This is a genomic window from Pseudomonas sp. P20 (genome assembly GCF_016463925.1).
GTDB classification, from domain to species: Bacteria; Pseudomonadota; Gammaproteobacteria; order Pseudomonadales; family Pseudomonadaceae; genus Pseudomonas; species Pseudomonas aeruginosa.
On the sequence record NZ_JAEMVM010000002.1, the window covers coordinates 303,960 to 328,734 of the forward strand.

The 24,775-nt window shown below is 64.8% G+C and carries 28 protein-coding genes and 1 pseudogene; 15 read left to right on the plus strand and 14 right to left on the minus strand.

What is annotated here, in order from left to right; all coding sequences use genetic code 11:
- Positions 1–5 precede the first annotated feature (5 nt).
- The 3 genes from JHD77_RS02450 to JHD77_RS02460 all read right to left on the minus strand — a co-directional run bounded on the left by JHD77_RS02450 (position 6) and on the right by JHD77_RS02460 (position 3,431).
- Positions 6–416 carry a PA2817 family protein gene (locus tag JHD77_RS02450; protein ID WP_003090890.1) on the minus strand — a complete coding sequence of 137 codons (411 nt, stop codon included), beginning with the start codon at positions 414–416 and terminating at the stop codon, positions 6–8.
- 58 nt (positions 417–474) lie between these two features.
- Positions 475–855 carry a PA2816 family glutamine-rich protein gene (locus JHD77_RS02455; protein WP_003119883.1) on the minus strand — a complete coding sequence of 127 codons (381 nt, stop codon included), beginning with the start codon at positions 853–855 and terminating at the stop codon, positions 475–477.
- A 128-nt stretch (positions 856–983) separates the two neighbouring features.
- Complete coding sequence (locus JHD77_RS02460) at positions 984–3,431, minus strand: acyl-CoA dehydrogenase (protein ID WP_003108955.1); 2,448 nt, start codon at positions 3,429–3,431, stop codon at positions 984–986.
- Between the two features lie 152 nt (positions 3,432–3,583).
- Here JHD77_RS02460 and JHD77_RS02465 point away from each other — a divergent pair, with 152 nt between their 5' ends.
- The 4 genes from JHD77_RS02465 (at position 3,584) to JHD77_RS02480 (ending at position 6,774) form a co-directional block, all read left to right on the plus strand.
- Positions 3,584–4,255, plus strand: a complete 672-nt coding sequence (locus JHD77_RS02465; protein ID WP_003098789.1) for a transglutaminase-like domain-containing protein — start codon at positions 3,584–3,586, stop codon at positions 4,253–4,255.
- A gap of 114 nt (positions 4,256–4,369) precedes the next feature.
- Positions 4,370–4,990: a glutathione S-transferase family protein gene (locus JHD77_RS02470; RefSeq protein ID WP_025271163.1), complete on the plus strand. Its 621-nt coding sequence runs from the start codon at positions 4,370–4,372 to the stop codon at positions 4,988–4,990.
- Positions 4,991–5,065: 75 nt separating this feature from the next.
- Positions 5,066–5,998, plus strand: a complete 933-nt coding sequence (locus JHD77_RS02475) for an ABC transporter ATP-binding protein (RefSeq protein ID WP_003090885.1) — start codon at positions 5,066–5,068, stop codon at positions 5,996–5,998.
- Positions 5,995–6,774 carry an ABC transporter permease gene (locus tag JHD77_RS02480; RefSeq protein ID WP_003090884.1) on the plus strand — a complete coding sequence of 260 codons (780 nt, stop codon included), beginning with the start codon at positions 5,995–5,997 and terminating at the stop codon, positions 6,772–6,774. The genes JHD77_RS02475 and JHD77_RS02480 overlap by 4 nt, the downstream gene beginning before the upstream one ends.
- Positions 6,775–6,823: 49 nt before the next feature.
- On the opposite strand, the gene JHD77_RS02485 is transcribed toward JHD77_RS02480, so the two are convergent.
- Both JHD77_RS02485 and JHD77_RS02490 read right to left on the minus strand, forming a co-directional pair.
- A complete protein-coding gene (locus JHD77_RS02485; protein ID WP_003143740.1) occupies positions 6,824–8,155 on the minus strand; it encodes a sensor histidine kinase in 1,332 nt (443 codons plus the stop codon).
- Positions 8,152–8,832 (minus strand): heavy metal response regulator transcription factor, encoded by a 681-nt coding sequence (locus JHD77_RS02490; protein ID WP_003098784.1) that lies wholly within the window; start codon positions 8,830–8,832, stop codon positions 8,152–8,154. Before JHD77_RS02490 ends, JHD77_RS02485 begins: the two co-directional genes overlap by 4 nt.
- Positions 8,833–8,957: 125 nt before the next feature.
- Between JHD77_RS02490 and ptrA the strand changes: the two genes are divergently transcribed.
- From ptrA to queF, 3 genes are all read left to right on the plus strand, one after another.
- On the plus strand, positions 8,958–9,149 hold the full coding sequence (gene ptrA, locus JHD77_RS02495; RefSeq protein ID WP_003090881.1) for a T3SS anti-activator PtrA: 192 nt from the start codon (positions 8,958–8,960) through the stop codon (positions 9,147–9,149).
- 171 nt (positions 9,150–9,320) lie between these two features.
- On the plus strand, positions 9,321–9,938 hold the full coding sequence (gene copI / locus JHD77_RS02500; RefSeq protein ID WP_074231532.1) for a copper-resistant cuproprotein CopI: 618 nt from the start codon (positions 9,321–9,323) through the stop codon (positions 9,936–9,938).
- 117 nt (positions 9,939–10,055) lie between these two features.
- Positions 10,056–10,886, plus strand: coding sequence for an NADPH-dependent 7-cyano-7-deazaguanine reductase QueF (gene queF, locus JHD77_RS02505; protein ID WP_017149139.1), 831 nt, complete (start codon positions 10,056–10,058; stop codon positions 10,884–10,886).
- A gap of 66 nt (positions 10,887–10,952) precedes the next feature.
- Here the strand turns inward: queF and JHD77_RS02510 are convergent, their stop codons facing one another.
- The 3 genes from JHD77_RS02510 to JHD77_RS02520 form a co-directional block, all read right to left on the minus strand.
- Entirely contained in the window at positions 10,953–11,216 is a 264-nt protein-coding gene (locus JHD77_RS02510; RefSeq protein ID WP_003090878.1) for a DUF4404 family protein, read from the minus strand.
- A 73-nt stretch (positions 11,217–11,289) separates the two neighbouring features.
- Complete coding sequence (locus JHD77_RS02515) at positions 11,290–11,871, minus strand: phosphonate degradation HD-domain oxygenase (protein ID WP_003090877.1); 582 nt, start codon at positions 11,869–11,871, stop codon at positions 11,290–11,292.
- Entirely contained in the window at positions 11,868–12,611 is a 744-nt protein-coding gene (locus JHD77_RS02520; RefSeq protein ID WP_003116578.1) for a phosphatase, read from the minus strand. The genes JHD77_RS02515 and JHD77_RS02520 overlap by 4 nt, the downstream gene beginning before the upstream one ends.
- A 133-nt stretch (positions 12,612–12,744) precedes the next feature.
- On the opposite strand from JHD77_RS02520, the gene JHD77_RS02525 reads away from it, so the two are divergent.
- Positions 12,745–13,464, plus strand: coding sequence for a UTRA domain-containing protein (locus JHD77_RS02525; protein WP_003104061.1), 720 nt, complete (start codon positions 12,745–12,747; stop codon positions 13,462–13,464).
- 1 nt (position 13,465) lies between these two features.
- Here the strand turns inward: JHD77_RS02525 and JHD77_RS02530 are convergent, their stop codons facing one another.
- Positions 13,466–13,870: an acyl-CoA thioesterase gene (locus JHD77_RS02530; protein ID WP_003104059.1), complete on the minus strand. Its 405-nt coding sequence runs from the start codon at positions 13,868–13,870 to the stop codon at positions 13,466–13,468.
- A 102-nt stretch (positions 13,871–13,972) separates the two neighbouring features.
- On the opposite strand from JHD77_RS02530, the gene JHD77_RS02535 reads away from it, so the two are divergent.
- Positions 13,973–14,677 carry an MlaA family lipoprotein gene (locus JHD77_RS02535; RefSeq protein ID WP_003114777.1) on the plus strand — a complete coding sequence of 235 codons (705 nt, stop codon included), beginning with the start codon at positions 13,973–13,975 and terminating at the stop codon, positions 14,675–14,677.
- A 57-nt stretch (positions 14,678–14,734) separates the two neighbouring features.
- Here JHD77_RS02535 and pilZ read toward each other — a convergent pair whose 3' ends face one another.
- Positions 14,735–15,034 (minus strand): cyclic di-GMP-binding protein PilZ, encoded by a 300-nt coding sequence (gene pilZ / locus JHD77_RS02540; RefSeq protein WP_003104055.1) that lies wholly within the window; start codon positions 15,032–15,034, stop codon positions 14,735–14,737.
- A 246-nt stretch (positions 15,035–15,280) separates the two neighbouring features.
- On the opposite strand from pilZ, the gene rssB reads away from it, so the two are divergent.
- Together rssB and rssC are read left to right on the plus strand one after the other, a co-directional pair.
- Entirely contained in the window at positions 15,281–16,465 is a 1,185-nt protein-coding gene (gene rssB / locus JHD77_RS02545) for a two-component system response regulator RssB (RefSeq protein WP_003090870.1), read from the plus strand.
- Entirely contained in the window at positions 16,462–16,944 is a 483-nt protein-coding gene (gene rssC, locus JHD77_RS02550) for an anti-sigma factor antagonist RssC (RefSeq protein ID WP_003104052.1), read from the plus strand. Before rssB ends, rssC begins: the two co-directional genes overlap by 4 nt.
- A gap of 87 nt (positions 16,945–17,031) precedes the next feature.
- On the opposite strand, the gene tal is transcribed toward rssC, so the two are convergent.
- The 4 genes from tal to JHD77_RS02570 all read right to left on the minus strand — a co-directional run bounded on the left by tal (position 17,032) and on the right by JHD77_RS02570 (position 21,460).
- Positions 17,032–17,955, minus strand: coding sequence for a transaldolase (gene tal, locus JHD77_RS02555; RefSeq protein ID WP_003090868.1), 924 nt, complete (start codon positions 17,953–17,955; stop codon positions 17,032–17,034).
- Between the two features lie 79 nt (positions 17,956–18,034).
- The gene (gene dusA / locus JHD77_RS02560; RefSeq protein ID WP_003104050.1) at positions 18,035–19,033 is read right to left on the minus strand and encodes a tRNA dihydrouridine(20/20a) synthase DusA; all 999 of its coding nucleotides are present in this window, start codon (positions 19,031–19,033) and stop codon (positions 18,035–18,037) included.
- Between the two features lie 591 nt (positions 19,034–19,624).
- Complete coding sequence (locus JHD77_RS02565; protein ID WP_003104048.1) at positions 19,625–20,218, minus strand: cysteine hydrolase family protein; 594 nt, start codon at positions 20,216–20,218, stop codon at positions 19,625–19,627.
- 27 nt (positions 20,219–20,245) lie between these two features.
- Positions 20,246–21,460, minus strand: coding sequence for an MFS transporter (locus JHD77_RS02570; protein ID WP_003090864.1), 1,215 nt, complete (start codon positions 21,458–21,460; stop codon positions 20,246–20,248).
- 104 nt (positions 21,461–21,564) lie between these two features.
- On the opposite strand from JHD77_RS02570, the gene JHD77_RS02575 reads away from it, so the two are divergent.
- From JHD77_RS02575 to JHD77_RS02590, 4 genes and pseudogenes are all read left to right on the plus strand, one after another.
- Positions 21,565–22,221 (plus strand): GntR family transcriptional regulator, encoded by a 657-nt coding sequence (locus JHD77_RS02575; RefSeq protein WP_003116580.1) that lies wholly within the window; start codon positions 21,565–21,567, stop codon positions 22,219–22,221.
- Between the two features lie 266 nt (positions 22,222–22,487).
- Positions 22,488–23,522, plus strand: coding sequence for a hypothetical protein (locus JHD77_RS02580; RefSeq protein ID WP_191519428.1), 1,035 nt, complete (start codon positions 22,488–22,490; stop codon positions 23,520–23,522).
- Between the two features lie 79 nt (positions 23,523–23,601).
- Positions 23,602–24,198, plus strand: a complete 597-nt coding sequence (locus tag JHD77_RS02585; protein WP_016852705.1) for a hypothetical protein — start codon at positions 23,602–23,604, stop codon at positions 24,196–24,198.
- A 93-nt stretch (positions 24,199–24,291) separates the two neighbouring features.
- Positions 24,292–24,497, plus strand: a pseudogene (locus tag JHD77_RS02590) (hypothetical protein).
- Positions 24,498–24,775: the final 278 nt, after the last annotated feature.

Genomic DNA, 24,775 nt, shown 5'->3' on the forward strand with positions numbered 1-24,775 from the left:
GCGATTCAGTGCCGCGGGCTGTCCTCGGGCAGCGCGAGCAACTGCTTTTCGCGGTTCCAGTCGAACGTTTCGCCGCGCTCTTCGGCTTCGTAGCGGCGCTCGTCGAGGCGCTGGAACAGGTCGATCTCTTCGTCCGGCATGAAGTGCAGGCAATCGCCGCCGAAGAACCACAGCAGGTCGCGAGGTACCAGGTGGGCGATCTGCGGATAGCGGTGGAAGACCTGGGAAATCAGGTCCTGGCCGAGGTATTGGGCGCCTTCCGGGTCGCGCGGCAGTTCGTCCATCAGTTCGTCGAAACGTTCGAGGAACAGCCCGTGGTTTTCTTCCGGCACCTGCTCGGCCTCGCCCAGGGCGCCGAGGATGTTGCGCAGGTGCTGGAGCAGGGCGAGGTGGTGCTCGAGGTAGGAGTTGGCCATGACGGGTCCTCTGGAAAAAAGCTGGGCAGTATAAAGGGTTTCGCGGCGCCGGCCAGTTTCAGCGGATCGCCGGGGACTGGCTCTGGCGCCGGCGGTTTTCCAGTTGCCGGCGTTCGCTGTCGAGGCGCCGCTGGTCCTGCTCCAGGCGCCAGCGCTGCTGGTCCAGTTGCTGCTGGCGGATCAGGTTGTCCTGCATCTGTCGCTGCTGCCGTTGCCGCTGCAGGTTCTGCTGCTGGCGTTGCAGTTGATCCTGCTGCAGTTGCAGGCGTTGTTCGTCGAAGCGCTGGCGCTGTTCCTGGAGCTGGCGTTGGCGCTGTTCGCCGGCGCGCTGCACCGCCTGCTGGTGCGGCTGCACGCCATAGGGCGCAGGCGGTGCGGCCTGCGCCGGGGGCAGGAGGAGAAACGAGGCTGCCAGGCCGGTGGCAAGTAGCTTGAGCATGATGGCCTCCCGTACGTCAGGGATGTGCCCGTCGATTCTAGCCAATCGCCCGGGTTTGGGTGGGTGAAGACGACAAAGGCGCCGGAAGGCGCCTTTGTCGGTTGCGACTGTCGCTTTGCCGCGGAGTGTCAGCGGATCCTGCCGTCGGCCAGTTGCAGTTCCTCCTTGGCGAAGTCGTCGACGTCGATCACCTTGCGCCGTGCCGCTTCGGCCTGGTGCAGGGCCTGCGCCTGCTCGGCGCTCAGCACGCCGGCGGCGGCGCCGGCATCGATCGGGTTCTGCCCCGCTTGCGGCTGGACCCTGCCTTCCTTGATCGCCTTGTGCAGGGTTTTCTCCAGCGCGGCGCTTTCGCGTACCGCGTCGAAGGCGTGGGCGAGGGCACCGACCGGGTCCTGCGGGTCTTTCGGCAGGAACGCGCCGGCGAGGATCGCCTGCAACGCCGGGTCGTCGTCCGGACGGCCGAGGATTTCCGCGATCTCGGCGTCCAGTTCGTCGCCCGGCCCTTTGTGCCGGCGGCCGAACGGCAGTACCAGGACCTTCAGCGCGCAGCCGAAGAAGCGGCTGGGGAAGTTGTTCAGCAGGTCCTCCAGCGCCGCCTCGGCCTTGCCGAGGTTTTCCTCCATGGCCCAGCGCAGCAGCGGATGCAGGTAGTCCGGGTTGCCCAGGTCGTGGTAGCGCTTGAGCGCCGCCGAGCCCAGGTAGAGATAGCTGAGGACATCGCCGAGACGCGCGGAGAGGCGTTCCTTGCGCTTCAGTTCGCCGCCCAGCAGCATCATGCTGAAGTCGGCGAGCAGGGCGAAGGACGCCGCCAGGCGGTTCAGCGCGCGGAAGTAGGGACGGCTGATGCGGTCGCCGGGCGCGTTGCCGAGGTGGCCGCAGCTGAGACTGAGGAGGAAGCTGCTGGCGGCGTTGCCGACGGCGAAGCCGATGTGCTTCACCAGCAGCGCGTCGAACTCGCGGGCGGCCTGGTCCTTGTCCTCGCGCTGGGCCAGTTCCATTTCCTTGAGCACGTACGGATGGCAACGGATCGCGCCCTGGCCGAAGATCATCAGGTTGCGCGAGAGGATGTTCGCGCCTTCCACCGTGATGAAGATCGGCGCGCCCTGCCAGGAACGACCCAGGTAGTTGTTCGGGCCCATGATGATGCCCTTGCCGCCATGGATGTCCATGGCATGGGCGATGCACTCGCGGCCGCGCTCGGTGAGGTGGTACTTGAGGATCGCCGAAAGCACCGAGGGCTTCTCGCCGAGGTCCACCGCGTTGGCGGTGAGGATTCGCGCGCTGTCCATCAGCCAGGCGTTGCCGCCGATGCGGGCAAGCGCCTCCTGGATGCCTTCGAAGGCGGCGATCGGTACGTTGAACTGCTCGCGGACCTGGGCGTAGCGACCGCTGACGTAGCTGCTGGCCTTGCCGGCGCTGGTGCCCACGGCCGGCAGCGAGATGGAGCGTCCGACCGACAGGCAGTTCATCAGCATCATCCAGCCTTTGCCGATCATTTCCTGCCCGCCGATGATGTACTCCAGCGGCACGAACACGTCCTTGCCGGAGTTCGGACCGTTCATGAAGGCGGCGCCCAGCGGCACGTGGCGGCGGCCGATCTCGACCCCGGGGGTGTCGGTGGGGATCAGCGCCAGGGTGATGCCCAGGTCCTCCTCGTCGCCCAGCAGATGGTCCGGGTCGTGGCACTTGAAGGCCAGGCCGAGGAGGGTGGCCACCGGGCCGAGGGTGATGTAGCGCTTTTCCCAGGTCAGGCGCAGGCCGAGCACCTCGCGACCTTCCCATTCGCCCTTGCAGACGATGCCGACGTCGGTCATGCCGCCGGCATCGGAGCCCGCGTAGGGGCCGGTGAGGGCGAAGCAGGGGATGTCGTCGCCCTTGGCCAGGCTCGGCAGGTAGCGCTGGCGCTGCTCGTCGGTGCCGTAGTGGAGCAGCAGCTCGGCCGGGCCGAGGGAGTTCGGCACCATCACCGTCGAGGCCAGGTCGCCGCTACGGGTGGCGAGCTTCATCACCACCTGTGAGTGGGCGAAGGCGGAGAAGCCCTTGCCGCCGTACTCCTTGGGAATGATCAGGCCGAAGAAGCCGTGCTGCTTGATGAAGGCCCAGGCTTCTTCCGGCAGGTCCATGCGCTGGCCGATGTCCCAGTCGCTGACCATGGCGCAGAGTTCTTCGGTCGGGCCGTCGACGAAGGCCTGCTCTTCTTCGGTGAGTTGCGCCTTGGGGTAGTCGAGCAGTTTCTGCCAGTCCGGGCGGCCGCTGAACAATTCGCCATCCCACCACACGGTGCCCGCCTCGATGGCCTCGCGCTCGGTGTCGGACATCGGCGGCAGGACTTTCTGGAACCAGGCGAACAGCGGACCGCTGAGCACGCGCCGGCGCAGGTCGGGCAGGGCGAGGGGAAGCGCCACCGCCAGCCAGAGCAGCCAGAAGACCAGCAGCAGCCAGCCGGGCGCGTGGCTGAACACGCCCATCAGGATCAGGTAGGCGGCGCTGATGCCGAGCGCGGGAGCGGGTGGGGTACGCCGATGGGCGAGGTAAGCGACACCGAGTACCAGTACGACTAACCAGAGCAACAACATGCGGAATCCTCCATGAAGACGCCAGGCGGCGTCTCGAGCTTAGCCCGTTTGCCGCCGTTTGGCGGCAGGGCCGGTCAGCTTGGCCGGTTTGTCACGTTATAGGCGAAAACTTCCCGTTTAGACTGGGACAAATTGCCCGCCGGGAGCCCGCCATGCAGTCCTACCTACAATCCGGCCGCTTCGTGGATAGTGACCACCCGGTGGTGGTGGAGTTCGCGGAAAAATCCCGGGGGAATTCGGCGAAACCGCGTGACCAGGCGGTCGCGCTGTACTACGCGGTACGCGACGGGGTGCGCTACAACCCCTACGTGTTCAGCCGCGATCCGCAGACCCTGAAGGCCAGCCACGCGCTGCAGCAGGGCGAGTCCTATTGCGTGCCCAAGGCCATCCTGCTCGCCGCCTGTGCCCGGCATTGCCGGATTCCGGCGCGGATCGGCCTGGCCGACGTGCGCAACCACCTGGCCACGCCGCGCCTGCTGGAGGCGCTGCGCAGCGAGGTGTTCGCCATGCACGGCTATACCGAGCTGTACCTCGAGGGCCGCTGGGTGAAGGCCACCCCGGCGTTCAACCGTGCCTTGTGCCGCGCCTTCGACGTCGCTCCGCTGGAGTTCGACGGCGTCGCCGACAGCGTCTTCCATCCATTCAACCGCCAGGGCGAGCGCTACATGGAGTACCTGGCCGATCACGGCCAGTTCGCCGACCTGCCGGAGGAACTGTTCTTCTCCCACTTGCAGCAGCACTATCCGCACCTGTTCTCCGGCCGCCCGCTGGCCCTGGACGGCGATTTCCAGGCCGAGGCCGGGCAAGATGAAGGGCGTCGATAGTCACCATCAGCCGGCGCGTCTTCCTTCTTCGGTCCATCCTCGGTAGGGTGCGGCATGTCGTCCGGGCGCTCCGGCGACCCATCCGCCGCATCAACCGAAGAGGGAACGCAGAGTATGTTGACCATCTGGGGCCGGAAGAACTCGAGCAATGTGCGCAAGGCGTTGTGGTGCGCCGAGGAGGCTGGCCTGGAGTACCGGACGGTGGATGCCGGCGGGGCGTTCGGCCTGGTGGATGAGCCGGCGTTCCGCGCGATGAACCCGAACGGTCGGGTGCCGGTGATCGAGGACGACGGCTTCGTCCTCTGGGAGTCCAACGCCATCGTCCGCTACCTGGCCGCCCGCTATGCGCCGGGCGACCTCTATCCGCAGGACCCGGTGCGCCGCGCCGACGCCGACAAGTGGATGGACTGGACCACCTCGACTCTCGCCGGGCCGTTCCGCGACCTGTTCTGGGGAACGCTGCGTACGTCGCCGGAGCAACGCGACGAGGCCCTGATCGCAAAGGCGTTGCAGACCTGCGGCGAGTTGCTGTGGGTGCCGGACCAGACCCTGGCCGGCCAACCCTGGCTGTCCGGCGAACGCTTCGGCATGGGTGACATTCCCCTGGGCTGTTTCATCTACGCCTGGTTCGAGATGCCCATCGAGCGCCCGCCGCTGCCCCACCTCGAGGCCTGGTACCTGCGCTTGCGCGAGCGCCCGGCGTTCCGCACCGCGGTAATGACCGAACTGACCTGAGCCGGCTACTGTTGCATTTTGTTACCCGTAGCCTTATCTAGCTCTTCCTCTTCACCTTCCGACACGGGAAGCCTAATGAGTTCCGCCCTGTCCATCCGTCAATTGACGAAAACCTACGGCAACGGTTTCCAGGCCCTCAAGGGCATCGACCTGGACGTCGCCGAAGGTGATTTCTTCGCCTTGCTCGGCCCCAACGGCGCGGGCAAGTCCACCACCATCGGGATTCTCTCGACCCTGGTGAACAAGACCAGCGGTTCGGTCTCGGTGTTCGGCCACGACCTCGACAAGGACCCGGCCGGCCTCAAGCGTTGCCTTGGCGTGGTGCCGCAGGAGTTCAACTTCAACCAGTTCGAGAAGGTCTTCGACATCGTCGTGACCCAGGCCGGCTACTACGGCATCCCGGCGAAGATCGCCAAGGAGCGCGCCGAGCGCTACCTGACCCAACTGGGCCTGTGGGACAAGCGCAACGAAGCCTCGCGGATGCTCTCCGGCGGCATGAAGCGGCGCCTGATGATCGCCCGCGCACTGGTCCACCAGCCGCGCCTGCTGATCCTCGACGAGCCCACCGCCGGGGTCGACATCGAGCTGCGTCGTTCGATGTGGAGCTTCCTCACCGAACTCAACCAGGAAGGCATCAGCATCATCCTCACCACCCACTACCTGGAAGAGGCGGAGCAGCTCTGCCGCAACATCGCCATCATCGACCACGGCGAGATCGTGCAGAACACCAGCATGCGTGACCTGCTGATGACCCTGCATTCGGAAACCTTCCTGCTCGACCTGAAGAACGTCCAGGCCCTGCCGCCGACTCTCGACGGCTACCCGACGCGGCTGGTGGACGATCACACCCTCGAAGTGCAGGTGGAGAAAAGCCAGGGCATCAACGATCTGTTCGCCCAGTTGGGCGCACAAGGCATCGAGGTACTGAGCCTGCGCAACAAGACCAATCGCCTGGAGGAGCTGTTCGTGTCGCTGGTGGAGAAGAACCTGACGAGGATCGCCCGATGAGTAGCGAGCTGAGCGCCAACCTGGTCGCCCTGAACACTATCGTCTACCGCGAGGTGCGCCGCTTCACCCGGATCTGGCCGCAGACCCTGCTGCCGCCGGCGATCACCATGGTCCTGTACTTCGTGATCTTCGGCAATTTGATCGGCCGCCAGATCGGCGACATGGGCGGCTTCACCTACATGGAATACATCGTGCCCGGCCTGATCATGATGTCGGTGATCACCAACGCCTACGGCAACGTGGTGTCGAGCTTCTTCGGCAGCAAGTTCCAGCGCTCGGTGGAGGAGCTGCTGGTGTCGCCGGTATCGCCGCACACCATCCTCCTCGGCTACACCATCGGCGGTGTGCTGCGCGGCCTGGCGGTGGGGGTGATCGTGACCATGCTGTCGCTGTTCTTCACCAAGCTGCAGGTGCACCACCTGGGCATCACGGTGCTGGTGGTGGTGCTTACCGCGACCATTTTCTCCCTGGGCGGTTTCATCAACGCGGTGTTCGCGCGCAACTTCGACGACATCTCGATCATCCCGACCTTCGTGCTGACGCCGCTGACCTACCTGGGCGGGGTGTTCTACTCGATCAACCTGCTGCCGCCGTTCTGGCAGACCGTGTCGCTGGCCAACCCGATCCTGCACATGGTCAACGCCTTCCGCTACGGCATCCTCGGCGTCTCCGACATTCGCATCGGCGTGGCCATCGGCTTCATGCTGCTGGCCACCGCGGTGCTCTATCTCGGCTGCGTAAGGCTGCTGGTGAGCGGGCGCGGCATGCGCCAATGAAACGCTCGAAGGCATGAAACAGAAGCCCCCGTCATGGGGGCTTCGCGTTTCATCGGCGCGGGCGAGCGAAATCGATGACGAAACGGGTCCAGCCGTCGGCAGACTCGCAGCGGATCTCGCCGCCGTGGGCCTGGACGATGGAGCGGCAGATCGCCAGGCCGAGCCCGGCGTGTTCACCCTGGCCTTCGCGGCGCGCCGGATCGGCACGATAGAACCGGTCGAACAGGCGCGGCAAGCGCTCGGGAGGAATCGCCGGACCCTGGTTCTCCACGCTCAGGCGTCGGTCGCCGAGACGGATACGTATCTCGCCGCCATCGGCGGTGAAGCGCAGGGCGTTGTCCAGCAGGTTGGCCAGCACCCGCCGCAGCATGCCGCGGTCGCCGGGCAGGCTCAGGCTGCCTTCGCGCAGCAGGCGGATGTCGCGGTCTTCCGCCAGCGGCTGGTAGAACTCCAGCAGCGAGTCGACTTCCGCGCCCAGGTCCAGGGCCTGGCGGCTGGGCGCCAGCAGGCCGTGGTCGGCCTTGGCCAGCAACAGCATGTCGTTGACCATCGCGGTGAGCCGTTCCAGCTCCTCGAGGTTGCCGTGCAGGGCCTCGCGATAGTCCTCCAGCGAGCGTGGGCGGGACAATACCACCTGGGTCTGGGTCAGCAGACTGGTGAGCGGGGTGCGCAACTCGTGGGCGATGTCGGCGGAGAACGCCGAGAGGCGCTGGAAGGCTTCTTCCAGGCGCGCCAGCATGGCGTTCAGCTCGCCGGCCAGTCCGCGCAGCTCCTCTGGCATCCGGCTGGCGTCGAGGCGGGTGGTGAGGGAGTTGGCGGAAACCCGCGCGGCGACTTCGCGCATCCGTCGCAGCGGCGCCAGGCTGGCGCCGGTGGCCCAGGCGCCGAGCAGCGCCGTGGCCAGCGCCGACAGGCTCATGGTCAGCCAGATCAACTGGCGCATGCGTTGCAGGAAGTGCTGGTGATGACTGATGTCGAGGATCACTGTGAGTCGCGGCGAAGCGTCGTTGCCGGGCTCCAGCGGGGCGCCGAGTTCGCGGTTGGCGGGCAGGCCGGGATGCGCAGGCTGCGGCAGGCGCTCGAACCAGAGGCTGCCATCCGGGCCGTTCAGGCGCAGGCCGAGGTCGGGATGGCGTGCCAGTTCGCGCAGCAGTTCCGCTTCGCGGCGGCGCATCTGTTGTTCCGAGCCGAGGCCGCGCAGCTCATCGCGAAACACCGCGAGCTTGGCGGACATCGCCATATGGTCGAGCTCGACGAAATGCTCGTCGATGGCCCTGCTGAAGATCAATCCGGCGATCAGCGAGACCGCCGCCGTGCAGGCGGCGAACAGCAGGCTCAGGCGGACGCCGAGGGACATCCGCGAGCCGAACCCGGCGCTCATTCGTCGCGCTCTTCGAGAACGTAGCCCATGCCGCGCACGGTATGGATCAGGCGCTGCGGGTAGTCGTCGTCGACCTTGGCGCGCAGGCGGCGGATGGCCACCTCGATGACGTTGGTATCGCTGTCGAAGTTCATGTCCCAGACCTGCGAGGCGATCAGCGACTTGGGCAGCACCTCGCCGCTGCGCCGCAGCAGCAGTTCGAGCAGGGCGAACTCCTTGGCGGTGAGGTCGATCCGCTTGCCCTGGCGTTGCACCCGGCGGCGCAGCAAATCGAGTTCGAGGTCGGCCAGTTGCAGGGTGGTCTCCTGCAACTGCTGGCTGCCCCGGCGCAGCAGGGTGCGCACCCGGGCGAGCAGTTCGACGAAGGCGAACGGCTTCACCAGGTAATCGTCGGCGCCTTGTTCGAGGCCGCGCACGCGGTCCTCTACGGCATCGCGGGCGGTCAGGAACAGCACCGGTACGGTCATCCCGGCGTCGCGCACGCTGCGCAGGATCTGCCAGCCGTCACGGCCGGGCAGCATGACGTCGAGGATCAGCAGGTCGTAGTCGCCGCCCAGGGCCAGTTGCTCGCCCTCGTTGCCATCGTCGCTCAGGTCGACGGCGAAGCCTGCCTCGGCGAGCCCCTGGCGCAGGTACTGGCCGATGCGCGGTTCGTCTTCGACGATCAGCAGTTTCATGTTAATCCCTCGTTACATTTGCCGGCCATGCCGACCTGTTTCTGACAGCATCGTAATCAGTGGGTAACGGGGGCGACAGTGGCCCCCGCGCAGACTACAGGGGAACTCATTCGAGGAGACTTCCCATGCGTACCTTCACTGCCTCCACCCTCGCTTTCCTGCTGGTCCTCGCCCCGACCGTTCCGGCCATGGCCGACAGCGGCGGCGACATCGTCTTCGAGCGCATGCAGGCCCAGGCCGCCAAGGCTCGTGCCGCGCACCAGGAGAAACTGGCGAAGCAGGCCGAAGCGACGAAGAAGGACAAGGAAAACTGCTGATCGCCAGTTCTTCCACCCCCGGCTCCACACGGGATGACGGAGGGCTCCGATCCCGTCTTCACCCGCCACCGGTTCCCTGGTTTCCGGTCGGCGGGTTTTTTATGCCCGTCGGTGGCGCTGGGCGATCTTAGCCTTCGCGGTCCGCAACGGCGGCAAGCTGACAAAGATGTAATGCTCCCGACAGCCAGCCGGCAGGCGCAGCGACACAGGATAGGCGACATCAACCCGATGGAGATTCCCCGTATGTTTCCGCGCCGCCTGCTTCCCGCTTCCCTGATCGTCCTCGGCGTGCTTTTCGGTGCCAACGCCCAGGCTTCGCCGGCCCACGGCCAGACCTTCGGCAAGCCGGCCCAGGCCGCGCAGGCCAGCCGCAGCATCGAGGTGGTGCTCGGCGATATGTACTTCAAGCCGCGGGCGATCGAGGTCAAGGCCGGCGAGACGGTCCGCTTCGTGCTGAAGAACGAAGGCAAGCTGTTGCACGAGTTCAACCTGGGAGACGCGGCGATGCATGCCGAGCACCAGAAGGAGATGCTGGAGATGCAGCAGTCCGGGATGCTCACCCCGACCGGCATGGCGTCGATGGACCATAGTCAGATGGGCCACGGCATGGCCGACATGGACCATGGCCGGATGATGAAGCACGACGACCCCAACAGCGTGCTGGTCGAGCCGGGCAAGAGCGCCGAGCTGACCTGGACCTTCACCAAAGCCACCCGGCTGGAGTTCGCCTGCAACATCCCCGGCCACTACCAGGCCGGGATGGTCGGTCAACTGACCGTGCAGCCCTGAGCCGGCGGACGGCCGGCGTGAAGATGCCGGCCGATCCGTATACACTTGCCGCCGCCCGCCAGTGCGGCGCGGCGCGCGGGGAAGGGCCCTGCGCGATTCATCCAGCAGGTTTCCCTCATGCAGCATCCCGCCGAACATTCGCCGCTGGGCAAGACCAGCGAATACGTCTCCAGCTACACGCCGTCGCTGCTGTTTCCCATTTCACGCACGGCGAAATGGGCCGAGCTTGGCCTGAGCGCCGAGACCCTGCCTTATCGCGGCGTGGATATCTGGAACTGCTACGAGCTGTCCTGGCTGACCCCGGCCGGCAAGCCGGTGGTGGCGATCGGCGAGTTCTCGATCCCGGCGGACTCGCCGAACATCATCGAGTCGAAGTCGTTCAAGCTTTACCTCAATTCCCTCAACCAGTCCGCCTTCGATAGTCGCGAGGCGCTTCGCGCGGTATTGGAGAAAGACCTCTCGGCCGCTGTCGGGGCGCCCGTGGGCGTGCGCCTGCGCAGCCTCGACGAAGTTGCCGAGGAGGGCATCGGGCGTCTGCCGGGGCGCTGCATCGACGAGCTGGACATCGCCGTCGACGGCTACGAGCAGCCGCGCCCGGAACTGCTGCGCTGCGACGCCGGGCGGATCGTCGAGGAGCAGCTCTACAGCCACCTGCTCAAGTCCAACTGCCCGGTCACCGGCCAGCCCGACTGGGGCACCCTGGTGGTCGACTACCGGGGCCCGGCGCTGGACCCGGCCAGCCTGCTGGCCTACCTGGTTTCCTTCCGCCAGCACCAGGACTTCCACGAACAGTGCGTCGAACGCATCTTCCTCGACCTGCAGCGCCTGTTGCAGCCGCAGGCGCTCAGCGTCTACGCGCGCTACGTACGCCGTGGCGGCCTGGATATCAATCCCTACCGCAGCCTGGCGGAGGTCGCACCGGACAACCGACGCCTGGTGCGCCAGTAACGCCTCGCAACACGCGGATACGAAAAAGCCCCGGCCATGCCGGGGCTTTTCATTTCGGCAAGTCGTTCAGATACCCATGTTGGCCAGGCTCTGCACGATGGAGCGGAGCGTGCCGGCGAGGGTCGGGTGGCTGACCTCGAAGCGCTCGACGGCGAGGTTGACCCCATCGACCAGGCTGCCTTCGTTGAGGGCGTCCTCGTTGGCCAGTTTCAGTTCGATGTCCCTGATCAGGAGTTCCAGTTCGGCGCGCTGCTCTTCGTTCAGCGGCGGTTGTTGCTCCAGTTGCTCGCGCAGGGCGGACAGTTCGCGCAGCAGACTCTCTTTCGGCATGGTATTTCCCTCGACGTACAAGTCTTCGGTGGACCTCCGGCGGGCGCCGAAAGGTCCGTCCATGCCGAACAGATTAACCTGTCGGGCGCAGATGTGCGCGATCCGGATCAATCCGCAGCAGGCGTTCCAGCAGCGGGAAGAAGTGCGTCAGTTCGGGGGTGCGCATGGCCGGGTCCTTGGCCAGGTCGTCGAGGCGGCGCAGGGTCAGGCCGTCCTGGGCATAGGGCGCCTTGATGTAGGCCGCGGCGGCACGCTCGTCGAACGGCCCGCCTTGCAGCACCAGGCTGTGCCGGGAGGCCGGCGACAGGCTGGCGTGGTAGCTCGGGTCCACCGCGCAGAGAAAGCGCTTGGCCGATACGTGCAGGCGCACCGGCTGCCAGACCGACTCTGGGAACAGCTCGCGCAGCAGGCGTGCGCCGAATTCCTCGTGGCGCAGGTCCTCCTCGTCGATCTGCGCCGGGTCTTCGTAGAGGTGGCCGATATCGTGCAGCAGGGCGGCGACTACAAGGCTGTCCGAGCAACCGGCGCGCTCGGCCAGGGTCGCACACTGCAGCGCGTGCTCGGCCTGGCTGACTGCCTCGCCATAGGGCTCGGCGCCATGGCTGGCGAAGCGTTCGGCCAGTTCGTCGAGAAAGCGGTGACGGGCGCGGCTCATGGTTTTTCTCCTTTCAGGCGGCGGACGGCGAGGTCGTGCAGGCAGGGTTGCAGCTCGCCCAGGTGATCGATCACGGAATGCACGCCCAGGCGGTACAGTTCCAGGGTGGCGTCGGCGCGCAAGCGGTCGCGCTCGGTATGTCCGAGAGCGTCCCAGTCGGCTGGCGAGAGGCCGCACGACGGCCCGCTGGCGGCCAGGCCGATGGTCCATAGCCCGGCATTGAGTCCGGCCTGGAGTTGACGCGGTTGGGCGCTGACCAGCACGCAGCCGTCGAGGCGCTCGATGCCCAGCCGGGCGAGGGCCTGCCAGCAGCCATCGGGGGCCGGCCAGGGGCGCGCGCCGGCGAGGGGGATCAGGGCGTCCGCTCGGCCGAGCGGCGCGGCAAGGCGCTGGCAGACCGATTCCGGTAGCTCGTCCTGCCAGGCGTAGGGAATCCGTTGTTCGTCCAGGCTCTCCAGCAGGGCCACGGCACCGGCGATGGCTTCGGCCTGTTCCTCGGCGGCTTCGTCGAGGGCCTGCTCCAGGCGCTGGCGCTCGTTCTTGTTCGGCTTGCGCTGCAACAGGAAGCTTTGTGCCTCGGCGAAGGGCAGCAGACTGGCGTCGCGGAGGTGTTCGGCAGGGCTATGCGGATGGCTGCGCAGCAGCGCCAGGGACAGGGTCCGGGCGCCGAAATCCACCAGGCCGCCGGAGAGTCCGAAGAGCAGGGCGGTGAAGCGCGGGAGTTGGTCGGAGCTGGGCATGCGAAAGGCGTCTGGCAAATGGTCTAGGCCAGCCTAGAGGGGTTTTGTGACGCCGCCGTGACGTTTTCGTGGCAGTGGCGATAGGCCGACGGGCTGCCGTTATAATCGGCCGGTCTGAATCAGCGAGGCCGTCATGCCGGTCGATCAATCTCGTCAGTACCTGCGCATCCGCGACCAGCTCGCCGCGGATATCGCCCAGGGTGTGCTGCAAGTGAAACTTCCCTCCGAGCGGGAGTTGGCCGAGCGCTTCCTGTGTACCCGCATCACCCTTCGCGAAGCCCTGCAGCAATTGGAAACCGAAGGCCTGGTCTATCGCGAGAACCGCCGCGGCTGGTTCGTCGCGCCGCCGCGGATCCGCTACAACCCGACCCGTACCACCGGCTTCATGGAATACGTCAGCGCCCAGGGACGCCAGCCGCGTACCGAGACGCTGCACGCCGAGCGGCGTGCAGCCGGCGCCTGGCTGGCCAAGCGGATGGGGCTGGAGGACAGCGCGCCGGTGTATTTCCTGCAACGGCGCCGCTGGGTGGACGAGCGTCCGGTGCTGATCGAACTGATCGCCCTGGATGCCGGGTGGTGCCCAGGCCTGCTGGACCACGACCTCGATACTTCGCTGATGAGCCTGCTGCGCGAGCGTTTCGGCCTGCAGCCGACGCGCTGCCAACTGGCGATGCACCCGACCGCGCTGAACGCGGCCCAGGCCGAGCCGCTGCAACTGGCGCCGGGTTCGCCGGCGCTGTACCTGGAGCGACTGAGTTACGCGGAGGGGCAGAGGGTGGTCGAGTTCGACCAGGAGTTCTGGCGTCCGGACGCTCTGGAGATCGTGCTCGACGCGGCCTATCCGGGCGCCTGAGTCAGGCGATCGCGGCGCGTATGCTGTCCGGCACGGGCGTCGAACGGTTTTCCGCGTGGCGCACCCAGACCAGCTTGCAGTGGCCTTCGCCATAGGTGCCTTGCGGATCTTCCAGGGTGTGCAGGCGATGTTCCAGTACCAGGCTGCTGGTGCCCAGCTTGCCGGCGTACAGTTCCACCACCACGGTGGCCGGATGCACCACCGGCTTCAGGTAGGTGTGCAGGCTTTGCAGCACGACCGGCCCCTCGGCAGCGCCTTCCAGGTCGATGCCGAGGGTTTCGAACCAGGCCACCCGGGCCTCTTCCAGGTACTGGAAATAAAGGGTGTTGTTGACGTGCCCGTAGCTGTCCATGTCGCCCCAGCGCACCGGGATATGGGCCGTGTGTAGCAATTGTCTGTCAGCCATCTCGTAACTCTTCTAGTCTCAAAATCGATGCGAGCCTATATACTGCGCGCACGCTGAAGCCGCGCTGGCGGCCAAGACTAGTCATGCAAAGGAGATACAGCAATGCGCGCCCGCGGCGTGAACTGGATCGAACGTAGTGCCCGAATCCTGGCTTGCGCCAGCCTCGCATTGGCACCCACGCTGTCCCTGGCGGCCAGTGAAGAAGACCCTTGGGAAAGCATCAACCGTCCCATCTTCACCTTCAACGACACCCTGGACACCTATGCGCTGAAACCGCTGGCCCAGGGTTACCAGAAGGTCACCCCGAACTTCGTTCAGGACGGCGTGCACAACTTCTTCAACAACCTCGGCGACGTGAAGAACCTGGCCAACAACCTGTTGCAGGCCAAGTTCCACAATGCCGGCGTGGACACCAGCCGCCTGCTGTTCAACAGCACCTTCGGCCTGGCCGGCTTGATCGACGTGGCGACCCCGATGGGCCTGCAGCGCAACGATGAGGACTTCGGCCAGACCCTGGGTTATTGGGGCGTCGGCAGCGGCCCGTACGTGATGCTGCCGTTCCTCGGCCCGAGCACGCTGCGCGATGCCCCGGCGAAGATCCCGGACATCTATGTCAGTCCCTACCACTACATGGACGACGTACGCGCGCGCAACGTGATGTTCGGCATCAATACCGTCGACACCCGTGCCAACCTGCTGAAGTCGGAAAAACTGATCAGCGGCGACAAGTACATCTTCATCCGCAACGCCTACCTGCAGAACCGCGAGTTCAAGGTCAAGGACGGCGAGGTGGAGGACGACTTCTAAGTCGACCCGCTTCGTGCGACACCTGGAAAGGCGGCCCTTGAGTCGCCTTTCGTCGTTTCAGTGGATCGCGACGATGCTCAGCCCCAGGCTATGCCGACCCGGGCCGAGGCGTTCGCAGCGCACCACGCGGGCTTCCAGTTCCAGGCCGGTGAGCGTCTCGTGGGTGGACGGGATGCTCACCCGCAGGTGGTCGCCCGGAGCCAGTTCGCTTTGCGCTTCCAGCAGCAGCCCGCTGGCGGACAGGTCCCGGCACAGGGCCACCGACTCGCGGCCTTCGCAGCGGATGGTGACCGGGGTGTCGAGCTTCATGCGGATGAAGTCGCGCTTCTCGCTGTAGTTGTGCTCGATGGGCTGCATGGGCTGATCCTCATGGTCGGGGCGATGGGAGGGCGACTGGCAATCCTGGCGATTATCGTCAAAGTTTATACCGTGCGGACGGGATCGGACGGACAAAGGCGGATTTTCCGGCAAAGGTCAACGGCTTGAACTGCTCAACGGATGGGAGTACCGTCTGCGCCTTGTCGAACCCCGTAGCCGCGCTGTTGTCACTTACAATAAGCGCCTAGGACCCACTGTTTCCGGCGCCGTTTGCCTGGATGACCCATGCATAAAGTCAGTGCCACGCTGCTGATCATCGATGACGACGAGGTGGTGCGCGAAAGCCTCGCCGCCTACTTGGAAGACAGCAACTTCAAGGTGTTGCAGGCCCTCAACGGTCTGCAGGGCCTGCAGATCTTCGAAAGCGAACAGCCGGACCTGGTCATTTGCGATTTGCGCATGCCGCAGATCGACGGCCTCGAACTGATCCGCCGCATCCGCCAGACCGCTTCGGAAACGCCGATCATCGTACTTTCCGGAGCCGGCGTGATGAGCGATGCGGTGGAAGCCTTGCGCCTGGGCGCCGCCGACTACCTGATCAAGCCCCTGGAAGACCTCGCGGTGCTCGAGCATTCGGTGCGCCGGGCCCTGGATCGCGCCTACCTGCGGGTCGAGAACCAGCGCTACCGCGACAAGCTGGAAGCCGCCAACCGCGAATTGCAGGCCAGCCTGAACCTGCTCCAGGAAGACCAGAACGCCGGCCGCCAGGTGCAGATGAACATGCTTCCGGTGACGCCGTGGAGCATCGAGGGGCTGGAGTTTTCCCACCGGATCATTCCGTCGCTGTATCTCTCCGGCGACTTCGTCGACTACTTCCGGGTCGACGAGCGACGCGTGGCGTTCTACCTGGCCGACGTTTCCGGCCATGGCGCTTCCTCGGCCTTCGTCACGGTGCTGCTGAAGTTCATGACCACGCGCCTGCTCTATGAGTCGAGGCGCAACGGCACGCTCCCGGAGTTCAAGCCGTCCGAGGTGCTGGCGCACATCAACCGCGGCCTGATCAACACCAAGTTGGGCAAGCACGTGACCATGCTCGGCGGGGTCATCGACCTGGAGAAGAACTGCCTGACCTACAGCATCGGCGGCCACCTGCCGCTCCCGGTACTGTTCGTCGACGGGCAGGCGAGCTACCTGGAAGGCCGTGGCCTGCCGGTGGGCCTGTTCGACGATGCGAGCTATGACGACCGGGTCATGGAGTTGCCCCCTTCCTTCAGCCTGTCGCTGTTTTCCGATGGCATCCTCGATGTGCTGCCAGGAGCTACGCTGAAGGAGAAAGAGGCTTTGCTACCGGAGCAGGTGGCAGCCGCCGGAGGCACCCTCGACGGGCTGCGCCAGGTCTTCGGGCTGGCCAACCTGGCGGAGATGCCGGATGATATCGCCTTGCTGGTGTTGAGCAGGAACCTTGCATGAGTACCGGTAAAATCCAGTTTGCCGAACAGAACGGCTCCTTCGTTCTGAAATTCGTCGGTGAGGTCCGCCTCACCCTGTGCTCGGCCCTGGATTCCACCATCGAAAAGATCTTCGCTGCGCTGAATTTCTCGGCGATCATCATCGATCTTACGGAAACCCAGAGCATCGATAGCACCACGCTCGGCCTGCTGGCCAAGCTGTCCATCCTGTCGCGGCAGAAAATCGGCCTGTTGCCCACGCTGGTGACCACCAATCCGGACATTACCCGTCTGTTGCAGTCGATGGGCTTCGATCAGGTGTTCAATATCGTCGATCGTCCGATTCCGTGCCCGGAATGCCTGTCCGACCTGCCGCCGCAGGACCAGTCGGAAGATGTGGTGCGCGACAAGGTCCTGGAGGCGCACCGCATCCTGATGGGCCTCAACGAATCCAACCGCGAAGCCTTCCACGACCTGGTCAGCGCCCTGGAGCGCCATTAACCGGTCGATCCCTTCCCGAATTCCTGCTGAATCCTCCGCTGCGCCGGAACGGGACGCCCTGCATGCGCGTCCCGCCGGCAGCGGCGATCAGTGGCGGGTCGCCAACTGGTATTCGAGCTTTTCCTGGTCGCGTGCGAACAGGCGGATGCCTTCGGCCAGCTTTTCGGTGGCCATGGCGTCCTCGTTCATCTGCCAACGGAAAGCGCTCTCGTCGAGCACCTGGCGCGGCTCGCCTTCGCCCGGCAGCAGCAGGCGCGGCAGCTCGCCCTGGGCGTCAGCCAGTTGTTGCAGCAGGTCGGGACTGATGGTCAGGCGGTCGCAGCCGGCCAGTTGCTCGATCTGGCCGAGATTGCGGAAGCTGGCGCCCATCACCACCGTCTTGTAGCCGTTGGCCTTGTAGTAGCGATAGATGCGCGAGACCGACTGCACGCCGGGATCCTCGGCGCCGGCGTAGTCGCGGTTCTCGCTCTTCTTGTACCAGTCGTAGATGCGCCCGACGAACGGAGAGATGAGGAACACCCCGGCGTCGGCGCAGGCCACCGCCTGGGCGAAGGAGAACAGCAGGGTCAGGTTGGTCTGGATGCCCTCGCGTTCCAGAATCTCGGCGGCGCGGATTCCTTCCCAGGTGGAGGCGATCTTGATCAGAACCCGCTCGCGGTCGATGCCCTGTTCGTCGTACAGCTCGATCAGGCGGTGGGCGCGGGCGAGGGTGGCCTCGCTGTCGAACGACAGGCGCGCGTCGACTTCGGTGGAAATACGTCCGGGAATGACTCCGAGGATGTCCTTGCCGACTGCCACGGCGAAGCGGTCGCAAGCCAGTCCGGCGTCGCCGCCGCTACCTGCGGTAGCCTGTCGAAGGTGCTCGGCGTAGCGCGGCAGGGCGGCGGCCTTGAGCAGCAGCGACGGGTTGGTGGTGGCGTCCACCGGCTTCAGGCGGGCAATGGCATCGAAGTCGCCGGTGTCGGCGACCACCGTGGTGTATTGCTTGAGTTGTTCCAGCTTCGAAGTCATGGCGAGGTCTTGTCAGGTGGGTTCTTGGGAAGAAGAATTCCCCGACCTTACCCGAGCCGCAGGCGCGGCTCAATGGGAGCTATCGCCCCGCCAGAAGTTCCAGCGCCTGGTCGAAAACCCGCAGCGGATCGGCGGCCTTGTGCACGTCCACCGAGAGCAACTGGCGGAATCGCCGGGAGCCGGGGAAGCCCTGGGCCAGGCCGAGGATATGGCGGGTCACGTGATGCATCGCGCCGCCTTCGGCCTGGTGTCGCTCGATGTACGGACGCAGACGGAGCAAGGCCTCGCTGCGACTGAGCGGCGGCGCTTCGCTGCCGAACAACTGGCTGTCCACCGCGGCCAGCAGGTAGGGGTTGTGGTAGGCCTCGCGACCGAGCATCACGCCGTCGAAGGTCTGCAGGTGCTCGCGGCAGGCCTCGAGGGTCTTGATGCCGCCGTTGAGGACGATCTCCAGGTCCGGGAAGTCCTTCTTCAATTGCGCCGCGACCTCGTAGCGCAGCGGCGGCACCTCGCGGTTCTCCTTGGGCGAGAGCCCTTCGAGGATGGCGATCCGCGCATGCACGGTGAAGCTCCGGCAGCCGGCCTCGCGCACCTGGCCGACGAAATCGCAGAGCTCGGCATAGCTGTCGCGCCCGTTGATACCGATGCGGTGCTTCACCGTCACCGCTATCTCCACCGCATCCAGCATCGCCTTCACGCAGTCAGCCACCAGCGCCGGATGCCCCATCAAGCAGGCGCCGATCATGTTGTGCTGGACCCGGTCGCTGGGGCAGCCGACGTTGAGGTTGACCTCGTCGTAGCCGGCCTCTTCCGCCAGCCGCGCGCAGGCCGCCAATTCCGCCGGCACACTGCCGCCCAGTTGCAGCGCCAGTGGGTGCTCGCATTCGTCGTAGCGGAGGAAGCGCTGGCGATCGCCGTGCAGCAACGCGCCGGTGGTGACCATCTCGGTGTAGAGCAAGGTGTGACGGGACAGCTGGCGCAGGAAGAAGCGGCAGTGGCGATCGGTCCAGTCCATCATCGGCGCAACGGAGAAGCGGCGTGAGAGGGCGGCGGGGGCGTTGGTCGGTTCTGGGCGCATCGGGACTTCGGTAGGGGGAGCGGAGCAGGGCGAGGGATTTTATCAGGGATGGGGCCTTTGCCATATCGTCGGCAATGAGCAGTTCCACCCGCCCAGCGTCGGTGTCCGATAACCCGAGGCTTTCCAGCACGGCTCGTAGGCTGTCACAGTACTTCGATTCGGATGATGTCTCCATCAGCCTCTCGACCTGGGCCGCCACCGTTTTTCAGTCACTGACCAGAATCTCCGCCCCTGGTACATCTTTCGTGGGGATGGACTCGATCGCCATTTTCTGGGGCGCTGCCAGGCAAAATGGTTGCCAGACCCGAGGAGATAGTCGTTACCCTCCACTGGGCCTCTCTACATGCGCTCGACGATAGTATCGAGCTCCCGGATCTTGAAAGCCTTTTGGCAGGGAGGTGGGTTCCAGCCCAAAGGAGCGTTCCCGGTGAGTGGCCTTGACGCTACTGATGGTCAGCTTCGATAGCCCCGAGGAGTCGCCGAGCACATCGCCGATGCTTTTATCGGAGGTGGGATCGAGCGAGGGAAGTTGCCAAGGGTCTGGGCGGCGGTACTCGGGAACGACCGTTGCTTCTGTATGGCTGGCGCACTCTACATGCGTAGAGTTTTCGCCACTTCATCGATTTCGGTGATCGTGGCGTGGTCGGAAATGACTCTGGCCATGAGGTAGTCATGCAACTCTGCATCGCCATCGACACAGCCGTCTCTGAGCACAACCAACTGGTAGTCCAGATCGAACGCCTGGCGAACCGTCGTCAGCACTACGCCTGAGGTAGTGGCTCCAGCGATGAGCAATGTTTCAATATCATGCGCCCAGAGAAGCTCGTCCAGTTCCGTACCCGTGAAGGCGCCGACGCGACTCTTCGTAATGACCGGTTCGCTTTCGATCGGCTGCAAGGCGGCGGTGATCGCCAACCCGGGGCTTCCCGGTTCGATCAAGCCACTTTCACGTAGCTCGCGGAATAGCCTGTTGCGCCTGTCCATTGGCGGACCATCGGGCGGGCAGCCCACCGTTACATGAACTACAAGCATATCGGTTTGCCGTACCCTGGAAAGAAATCTGGAGGTGCGGGCCACTACCTCGGCTGCGCGAGGTGCGGGCACGAAGTTGTTCAGCACGAATTCCTGGAAATCCATCAGCAGCAGGGCGGAATTAAAGGGAGATTCAAGCACGAGCTCAGTCATGACGACCTCTGGGTGGTGGAAAACCGTCTAGCGGGTGGAGTGCCCAAGGGCTCGCCAGTTGAATAGCGCCCCTGCCAGCATCAACAGGCTGGTTACCAGGAAAACGCTGCGCATCCCGAACTGGCCACCGACGAACCCTCCGATTACCGGCCCGATTACCTGGCCGGCGAATTGCGCGGATAGCGACCAGCCCATTGCCGAGCCGACGAATCGCTCCGGGACGCTATGGCGGATTACAGCGGCCATGCACGGAAGCAGGCCGCCAAGCGCCATGCCCATCAGGAAGCGCAGGGCGATGAGTTGCCACCCTGCATATACGAAAGCCTGGGGAATCAGCAGGACGGCCGCGACGCTCAGCGCGGCTATCATGATGACGCCGTAGCCAATCCGGTCGGCCACCTTACCCAGATAGGTCGCGGAGATGATGCTTCCGAGCGCTGCCGCCGACATGGCCAGACCCGCCACAGACGTCACCCGCCTCGAGTCCTCGAGCAGCGTTTCGATATAGACGGTGATAATCGGTTCGACCGACATGTTGGCAATCATCAGCAGCAGGCCTGTCGCCAGCATGGCGAGGATCACCGCCTTGTTGGGCATATTCGACCAACCGACCTTGGGAGGTTCTTCGACGGCGGGGACGGAGGGGCGTGCAGTCTCGCGCAACATGAAGGTCGTGAAGACAAACGCAATGAAGATCAATCCACTGGCGCCCCAGAATGTGGCTCGTATGCCGATCAGAGGAGGCAGGAAGCCGCCAACCAGCGGCCCTAACAGATTGCCGGCCATCACGCCCGAGGAAAGAAGACCCAATGCCCATGCCGAACGGGATTTCGGAGCTTGCACCGCGACCAGGATCGTTGCCCCCGACGAGTACCCGCCGGCGATTCCCGCCAACAAGCGCAAGCCGATGAATTGCCAGATATCGGAGGCCAGCCCCATCAGCAACATGGTGATCGCCATTCCCAGGCTGGCTCGGACCAGCATGGGCTTGCGACCGTAGCGGTCGCCAAGCATCCCCCAAAGCGGTGCTACCAACCCGGCGGTGACGAAAGTGGCGGCGTAGGCGATACCCGACCACTGCACGATTGCAGCGTGGCCCGATACCCCGAGTTGACCTATGTAGACCGGGAGGAACGGCAGGATAAGTGTCATGGCGAAGACGGTGGTGAAGGCTCCGAACAAGCACACGGCGAGGTTGCGTTGCCAGCAGTCGATAGCGGGTTCGTTCATGTTGCCTTGCATCAGCAGACTCCGATCAGAGACACTCGATACCACACAGTCAATTTGGTATACCAATTTGGTATACATTGACGTTGGCCAATGGATCTGTCAATCGGAGGCACCTAATGACGGTCATTCAGCAGGCTGAAGAGCGGCTGCGCCGCTTGATTCTGGATATGGAGATCGGCCCTGGAGAGCGCCTGACGGAGCGCTGGCTCGAAGGGCAGACAGGGGCCTCGCGAAGCTCTATCCGCACGGCACTGGTTCGTCTTGAGGCTGAAGGTCTCGTTGCGAGGGAGGGCCGGGGATGGCTGGTGCCGCCCATCGATCTTCAGGAAATAGAACAATTGTTCGTATACCGGGAGATGCTTGAGGTAACGGCAGTTCGCCTCGGTGGAAAAGAGGCGGAAGAAAGCTATCTCCGGGAGGGGGAGGCCATACTGGATGCGGTGCCGATAAATGCCTCGGCAGAAGAGACCGAGTCTGCCGGACGCCAATTCCACCTTTGGATTGCCGGTTTGGCCCGCAATGAATTCATCAGTCGGGGGCTCGGCGAGGCCCTGACGCGCCTCCAGCGTGTCAGATGGTTGGAGAGCCAACCGGAACATCACGGCTGGGCCGAGCATCGCGCCATCATCGCCGCCTTGAGGGCATGCGATATCGAACGCGCCGCGGGGATGGTCGAATCGCACGTCCGGGAGACAAGGGACCGGTTGCTGGAAACTCTCCGAAAAGACCGGCGCAGTCTCAGGGCACGCGGAATCACCATTCTTCCTGAGTGATGCCGGCCGGGCAGGGCGATTCAGTCTCGTTTCCCGAGGAGGGGCATGCCAGGCGGCGCCGATTCCGACGCCTGAAGGTCTGCAGCCGGTTGTGGGCAGTCTGATCGGGAGGAGCCGAACCAACGAGGGCCGGCGGGCCGTGGCAGCTCCTGGCCCTGCCGGTGTGCCCCTGCCGACCTAGTTCATTTGAAATATTGCGATCCAGGCTGGGGCCAGTAAGATGGGCCGTCCGACGACCCGCACCAGCCTCTATCAAGGATCGATGCATGAGACTGCCCCGCCCGCGTTTTGCCCTTTCCGCCGCCTTGCTGCTTTGCCTTTCCGGTTGCGTGTCGGAACTCGATTCGGGCGCCTATGGCAGCATGGACGATCCGCGCAACGCGCAGATGCTGGACCTGGTGGACCAGGCGCTGAAGGGGAACATGGTCGTGGTACTGGTGGCCGACGTGATGCCGCACAAGTCCCTGAGCGATGCCCTGACCATGACCCAGTGGACGCCAACGGCGATCTGGGAGTACGAGAAGGACCCGAAGGTGACCTTCGGCCGCAAGTTCCAGACCAACGCGCTGCAGCGGAAGCCCGACGAGACCTATCTGTTCAAGGCCTTCGAGGTGCATATCCTGCCGCCCGGCAAGTACCTGCTGACCGGCGGCGACGACTACCAGATCCATGGCTTGCTCGACCAGGTCGGCGCCCGCAGCGGTCCGCCCGGTTCGGGCCATGGCGCCAACGGCACCGCGTACCTGTCCCCCGAGCTGTATCGCGAGTACTACCGGGAAGAAGTCTGGAAAGATGCCACCTATGGCAGCGAGATCAAGACCGAGAAGGTCTGCACCGCCGTGCATGTGGCCTCGGGCGCCTGCGTGAGCTGGGGCGAGCAGCAATATACGCAGACGACCCAGGGCTCCCAGGCCGGCTATTACCAGCAGACCGACTCCCGCGACGTACCTTCGATCAAGATCCAGGCACGCCTGCCGGTCGACAAGGCGCTGGCCAGCTTCAGCGTGCAGGGCGGGCAATTGCTGCTGGCCCCGCGCATGCACCTCAAGACCCCCGGCTACAAGTACCAGCAGTCGAAGTGCCGGGCGATCGATCCGAAGAAGATCGAATGCCCATTGGAAAACCTGACCGTCTACACCTGGCCGGCGCCGATGGACTTCAGCCAGTCCTTGATCGCCCAGCGGGCCCTGAGCGACAAGCACCGGCAACTGCTGTCCAGGCTCCAGCCCCTGCAGATCACACCGCTGCGCAAGCAGGGCATGGAAGACCCGGTCTGGGGCGTGCCGCTGTCATTGAAATAGCGGGTGTTCGCTCAGGGGCGCCGGGTGCCGCCCCTATCCACGATCGGCAGGGAAGCGTTTCCCCACAAAGGAAGGTGACATGAACGTCTATCGCAAGGTTTCCCGCAGTGCCGTGACTTGGCTGTGCTCCGCGCTGCTGGCCGCATCCGGCCATGCCTGGGCCGAAGACTGGTGGGTGGTACACAAGGGCGATGACCCTGCCGAGCTTGACGTGTTCCTGGCCGATGCCGATTCGCTGGCACCGGTGCCGGGTATGGAAAACGCCTGGCAGGTGCAGATCGCCATGCTGTTCGACTCTTTCCATCTGCTCAGCGCGCACCAGTACCGCTGCGATACGCGAGAGGTGAAGGTGGTCAACGCCAAGACCTTCTCCAACAACGGGCAACCCACGAACCTCCAGTTCACCTTCGCCAAGGGCTGGACCCCGCTGCCCAACGAAAGCCATGAGGCTGTCCTCCAGTTCATCTGCGCGCCGCAGCAACGCGAACGCAACGGCATGCGCTCCACCGGCAGGGGCGTGCCATTGCAGGCGGTGATCACCGCCGTCGGCATGGTCGAGATGGAGCGCGCCCAGGCCAATCTCGCCGAGGCCCGGCGCAAGCTCGAAGAGGCCAAGAGCGATCGCGTCATGGGCGAACTCGATCGTCTGCTCGGCAACGAGCCCCGGAAGCCCTGAGCCGCTCTGACTGAAGCAGGGTGAAGCGAGGCGGATCGGGCCGTTTTCCGGGACGATCGGCGTAGGTCCGGAAGGCGCGTCGGGAGGGTATCGATGAAGTGGTATAGCCGCATCAGCCTGGGGCTCAGCCTCGCGGTCGCGAGCGCTTTCCTGCCTGCGCCCTGTTGCTGCATTCCACTGCGTTGGCATTCGTGCTCCAGCAGCGAAAGCTGGGAAGCGCTCGCGAAAGAGCGCTGCAATGGACGATCAACCTGGCGCTGTGGATGGCGCCGCTTTGTTATGTCCTTGCCAGCGTCTAGCCCGATGTACTTCCCCTCAACCCGCAGAGCGACAAGCCATGAGGGCCGTTTCATCATTTTCCTGGGGGCAATGAGTGCGTTGTCCATTTCAATGGGTGGACGTTCAGCCGGCCCCGCCAGTAAACCGTGTAGCGTAGCTTCGTTTTCGCAGGAATGATGCCGAGATTGGGACGGAAGTTGATGTCACGGTGCGATGGGGCTCAGAGGACTTGGGGCGGTGGGGCTTTGTCACGATCCCGGTCATATCATGGGCTGCTGACAAGGGAGCATGGCGATTG

What these genes read in the sequence shown, in the direction of transcription:
- JHD77_RS02450 (WP_003090890.1), bottom strand. Translation starts at nt 416, where the DNA reads ATGGCCAACTCCTACCTCGAGCACCACCTCGCCCTGCTCCAGCACCTG.
- JHD77_RS02455 (WP_003119883.1), bottom strand. Translation starts at nt 855, where the DNA reads ATGCTCAAGCTACTTGCCACCGGCCTGGCAGCCTCGTTTCTCCTCCTG.
- JHD77_RS02460 (WP_003108955.1), bottom strand. Translation starts at nt 3,431, where the DNA reads ATGTTGTTGCTCTGGTTAGTCGTACTGGTACTCGGTGTCGCTTACCTC.
- JHD77_RS02465 (WP_003098789.1), top strand. Translation starts at nt 3,584, where the DNA reads ATGCAGTCCTACCTACAATCCGGCCGCTTCGTGGATAGTGACCACCCG.
- JHD77_RS02470 (WP_025271163.1), top strand. Translation starts at nt 4,370, where the DNA reads ATGTTGACCATCTGGGGCCGGAAGAACTCGAGCAATGTGCGCAAGGCG.
- JHD77_RS02475 (WP_003090885.1), top strand. Translation starts at nt 5,066, where the DNA reads ATGAGTTCCGCCCTGTCCATCCGTCAATTGACGAAAACCTACGGCAAC.
- JHD77_RS02480 (WP_003090884.1), top strand. Translation starts at nt 5,995, where the DNA reads ATGAGTAGCGAGCTGAGCGCCAACCTGGTCGCCCTGAACACTATCGTC.
- JHD77_RS02485 (WP_003143740.1), bottom strand. Translation starts at nt 8,155, where the DNA reads ATGAGCGCCGGGTTCGGCTCGCGGATGTCCCTCGGCGTCCGCCTGAGC.
- JHD77_RS02490 (WP_003098784.1), bottom strand. Translation starts at nt 8,832, where the DNA reads ATGAAACTGCTGATCGTCGAAGACGAACCGCGCATCGGCCAGTACCTG.
- ptrA (WP_003090881.1), top strand. Translation starts at nt 8,958, where the DNA reads ATGCGTACCTTCACTGCCTCCACCCTCGCTTTCCTGCTGGTCCTCGCC.
- copI (WP_074231532.1), top strand. Translation starts at nt 9,321, where the DNA reads ATGCTCCCGACAGCCAGCCGGCAGGCGCAGCGACACAGGATAGGCGAC.
- queF (WP_017149139.1), top strand. Translation starts at nt 10,056, where the DNA reads ATGCAGCATCCCGCCGAACATTCGCCGCTGGGCAAGACCAGCGAATAC.
- JHD77_RS02510 (WP_003090878.1), bottom strand. Translation starts at nt 11,216, where the DNA reads ATGCCGAAAGAGAGTCTGCTGCGCGAACTGTCCGCCCTGCGCGAGCAA.
- JHD77_RS02515 (WP_003090877.1), bottom strand. Translation starts at nt 11,871, where the DNA reads ATGAGCCGCGCCCGTCACCGCTTTCTCGACGAACTGGCCGAACGCTTC.
- JHD77_RS02520 (WP_003116578.1), bottom strand. Translation starts at nt 12,611, where the DNA reads ATGCCCAGCTCCGACCAACTCCCGCGCTTCACCGCCCTGCTCTTCGGA.
- JHD77_RS02525 (WP_003104061.1), top strand. Translation starts at nt 12,745, where the DNA reads ATGCCGGTCGATCAATCTCGTCAGTACCTGCGCATCCGCGACCAGCTC.
- JHD77_RS02530 (WP_003104059.1), bottom strand. Translation starts at nt 13,870, where the DNA reads ATGGCTGACAGACAATTGCTACACACGGCCCATATCCCGGTGCGCTGG.
- JHD77_RS02535 (WP_003114777.1), top strand. Translation starts at nt 13,973, where the DNA reads ATGCGCGCCCGCGGCGTGAACTGGATCGAACGTAGTGCCCGAATCCTG.
- pilZ (WP_003104055.1), bottom strand. Translation starts at nt 15,034, where the DNA reads ATGCAGCCCATCGAGCACAACTACAGCGAGAAGCGCGACTTCATCCGC.
- rssB (WP_003090870.1), top strand. Translation starts at nt 15,281, where the DNA reads ATGCATAAAGTCAGTGCCACGCTGCTGATCATCGATGACGACGAGGTG.
- rssC (WP_003104052.1), top strand. Translation starts at nt 16,462, where the DNA reads ATGAGTACCGGTAAAATCCAGTTTGCCGAACAGAACGGCTCCTTCGTT.
- tal (WP_003090868.1), bottom strand. Translation starts at nt 17,955, where the DNA reads ATGACTTCGAAGCTGGAACAACTCAAGCAATACACCACGGTGGTCGCC.
- dusA (WP_003104050.1), bottom strand. Translation starts at nt 19,033, where the DNA reads ATGCGCCCAGAACCGACCAACGCCCCCGCCGCCCTCTCACGCCGCTTC.
- JHD77_RS02565 (WP_003104048.1), bottom strand. Translation starts at nt 20,218, where the DNA reads ATGACTGAGCTCGTGCTTGAATCTCCCTTTAATTCCGCCCTGCTGCTG.
- JHD77_RS02570 (WP_003090864.1), bottom strand. Translation starts at nt 21,460, where the DNA reads ATGCAAGGCAACATGAACGAACCCGCTATCGACTGCTGGCAACGCAAC.
- JHD77_RS02575 (WP_003116580.1), top strand. Translation starts at nt 21,565, where the DNA reads ATGACGGTCATTCAGCAGGCTGAAGAGCGGCTGCGCCGCTTGATTCTG.
- JHD77_RS02580 (WP_191519428.1), top strand. Translation starts at nt 22,488, where the DNA reads ATGAGACTGCCCCGCCCGCGTTTTGCCCTTTCCGCCGCCTTGCTGCTT.
- JHD77_RS02585 (WP_016852705.1), top strand. Translation starts at nt 23,602, where the DNA reads ATGAACGTCTATCGCAAGGTTTCCCGCAGTGCCGTGACTTGGCTGTGC.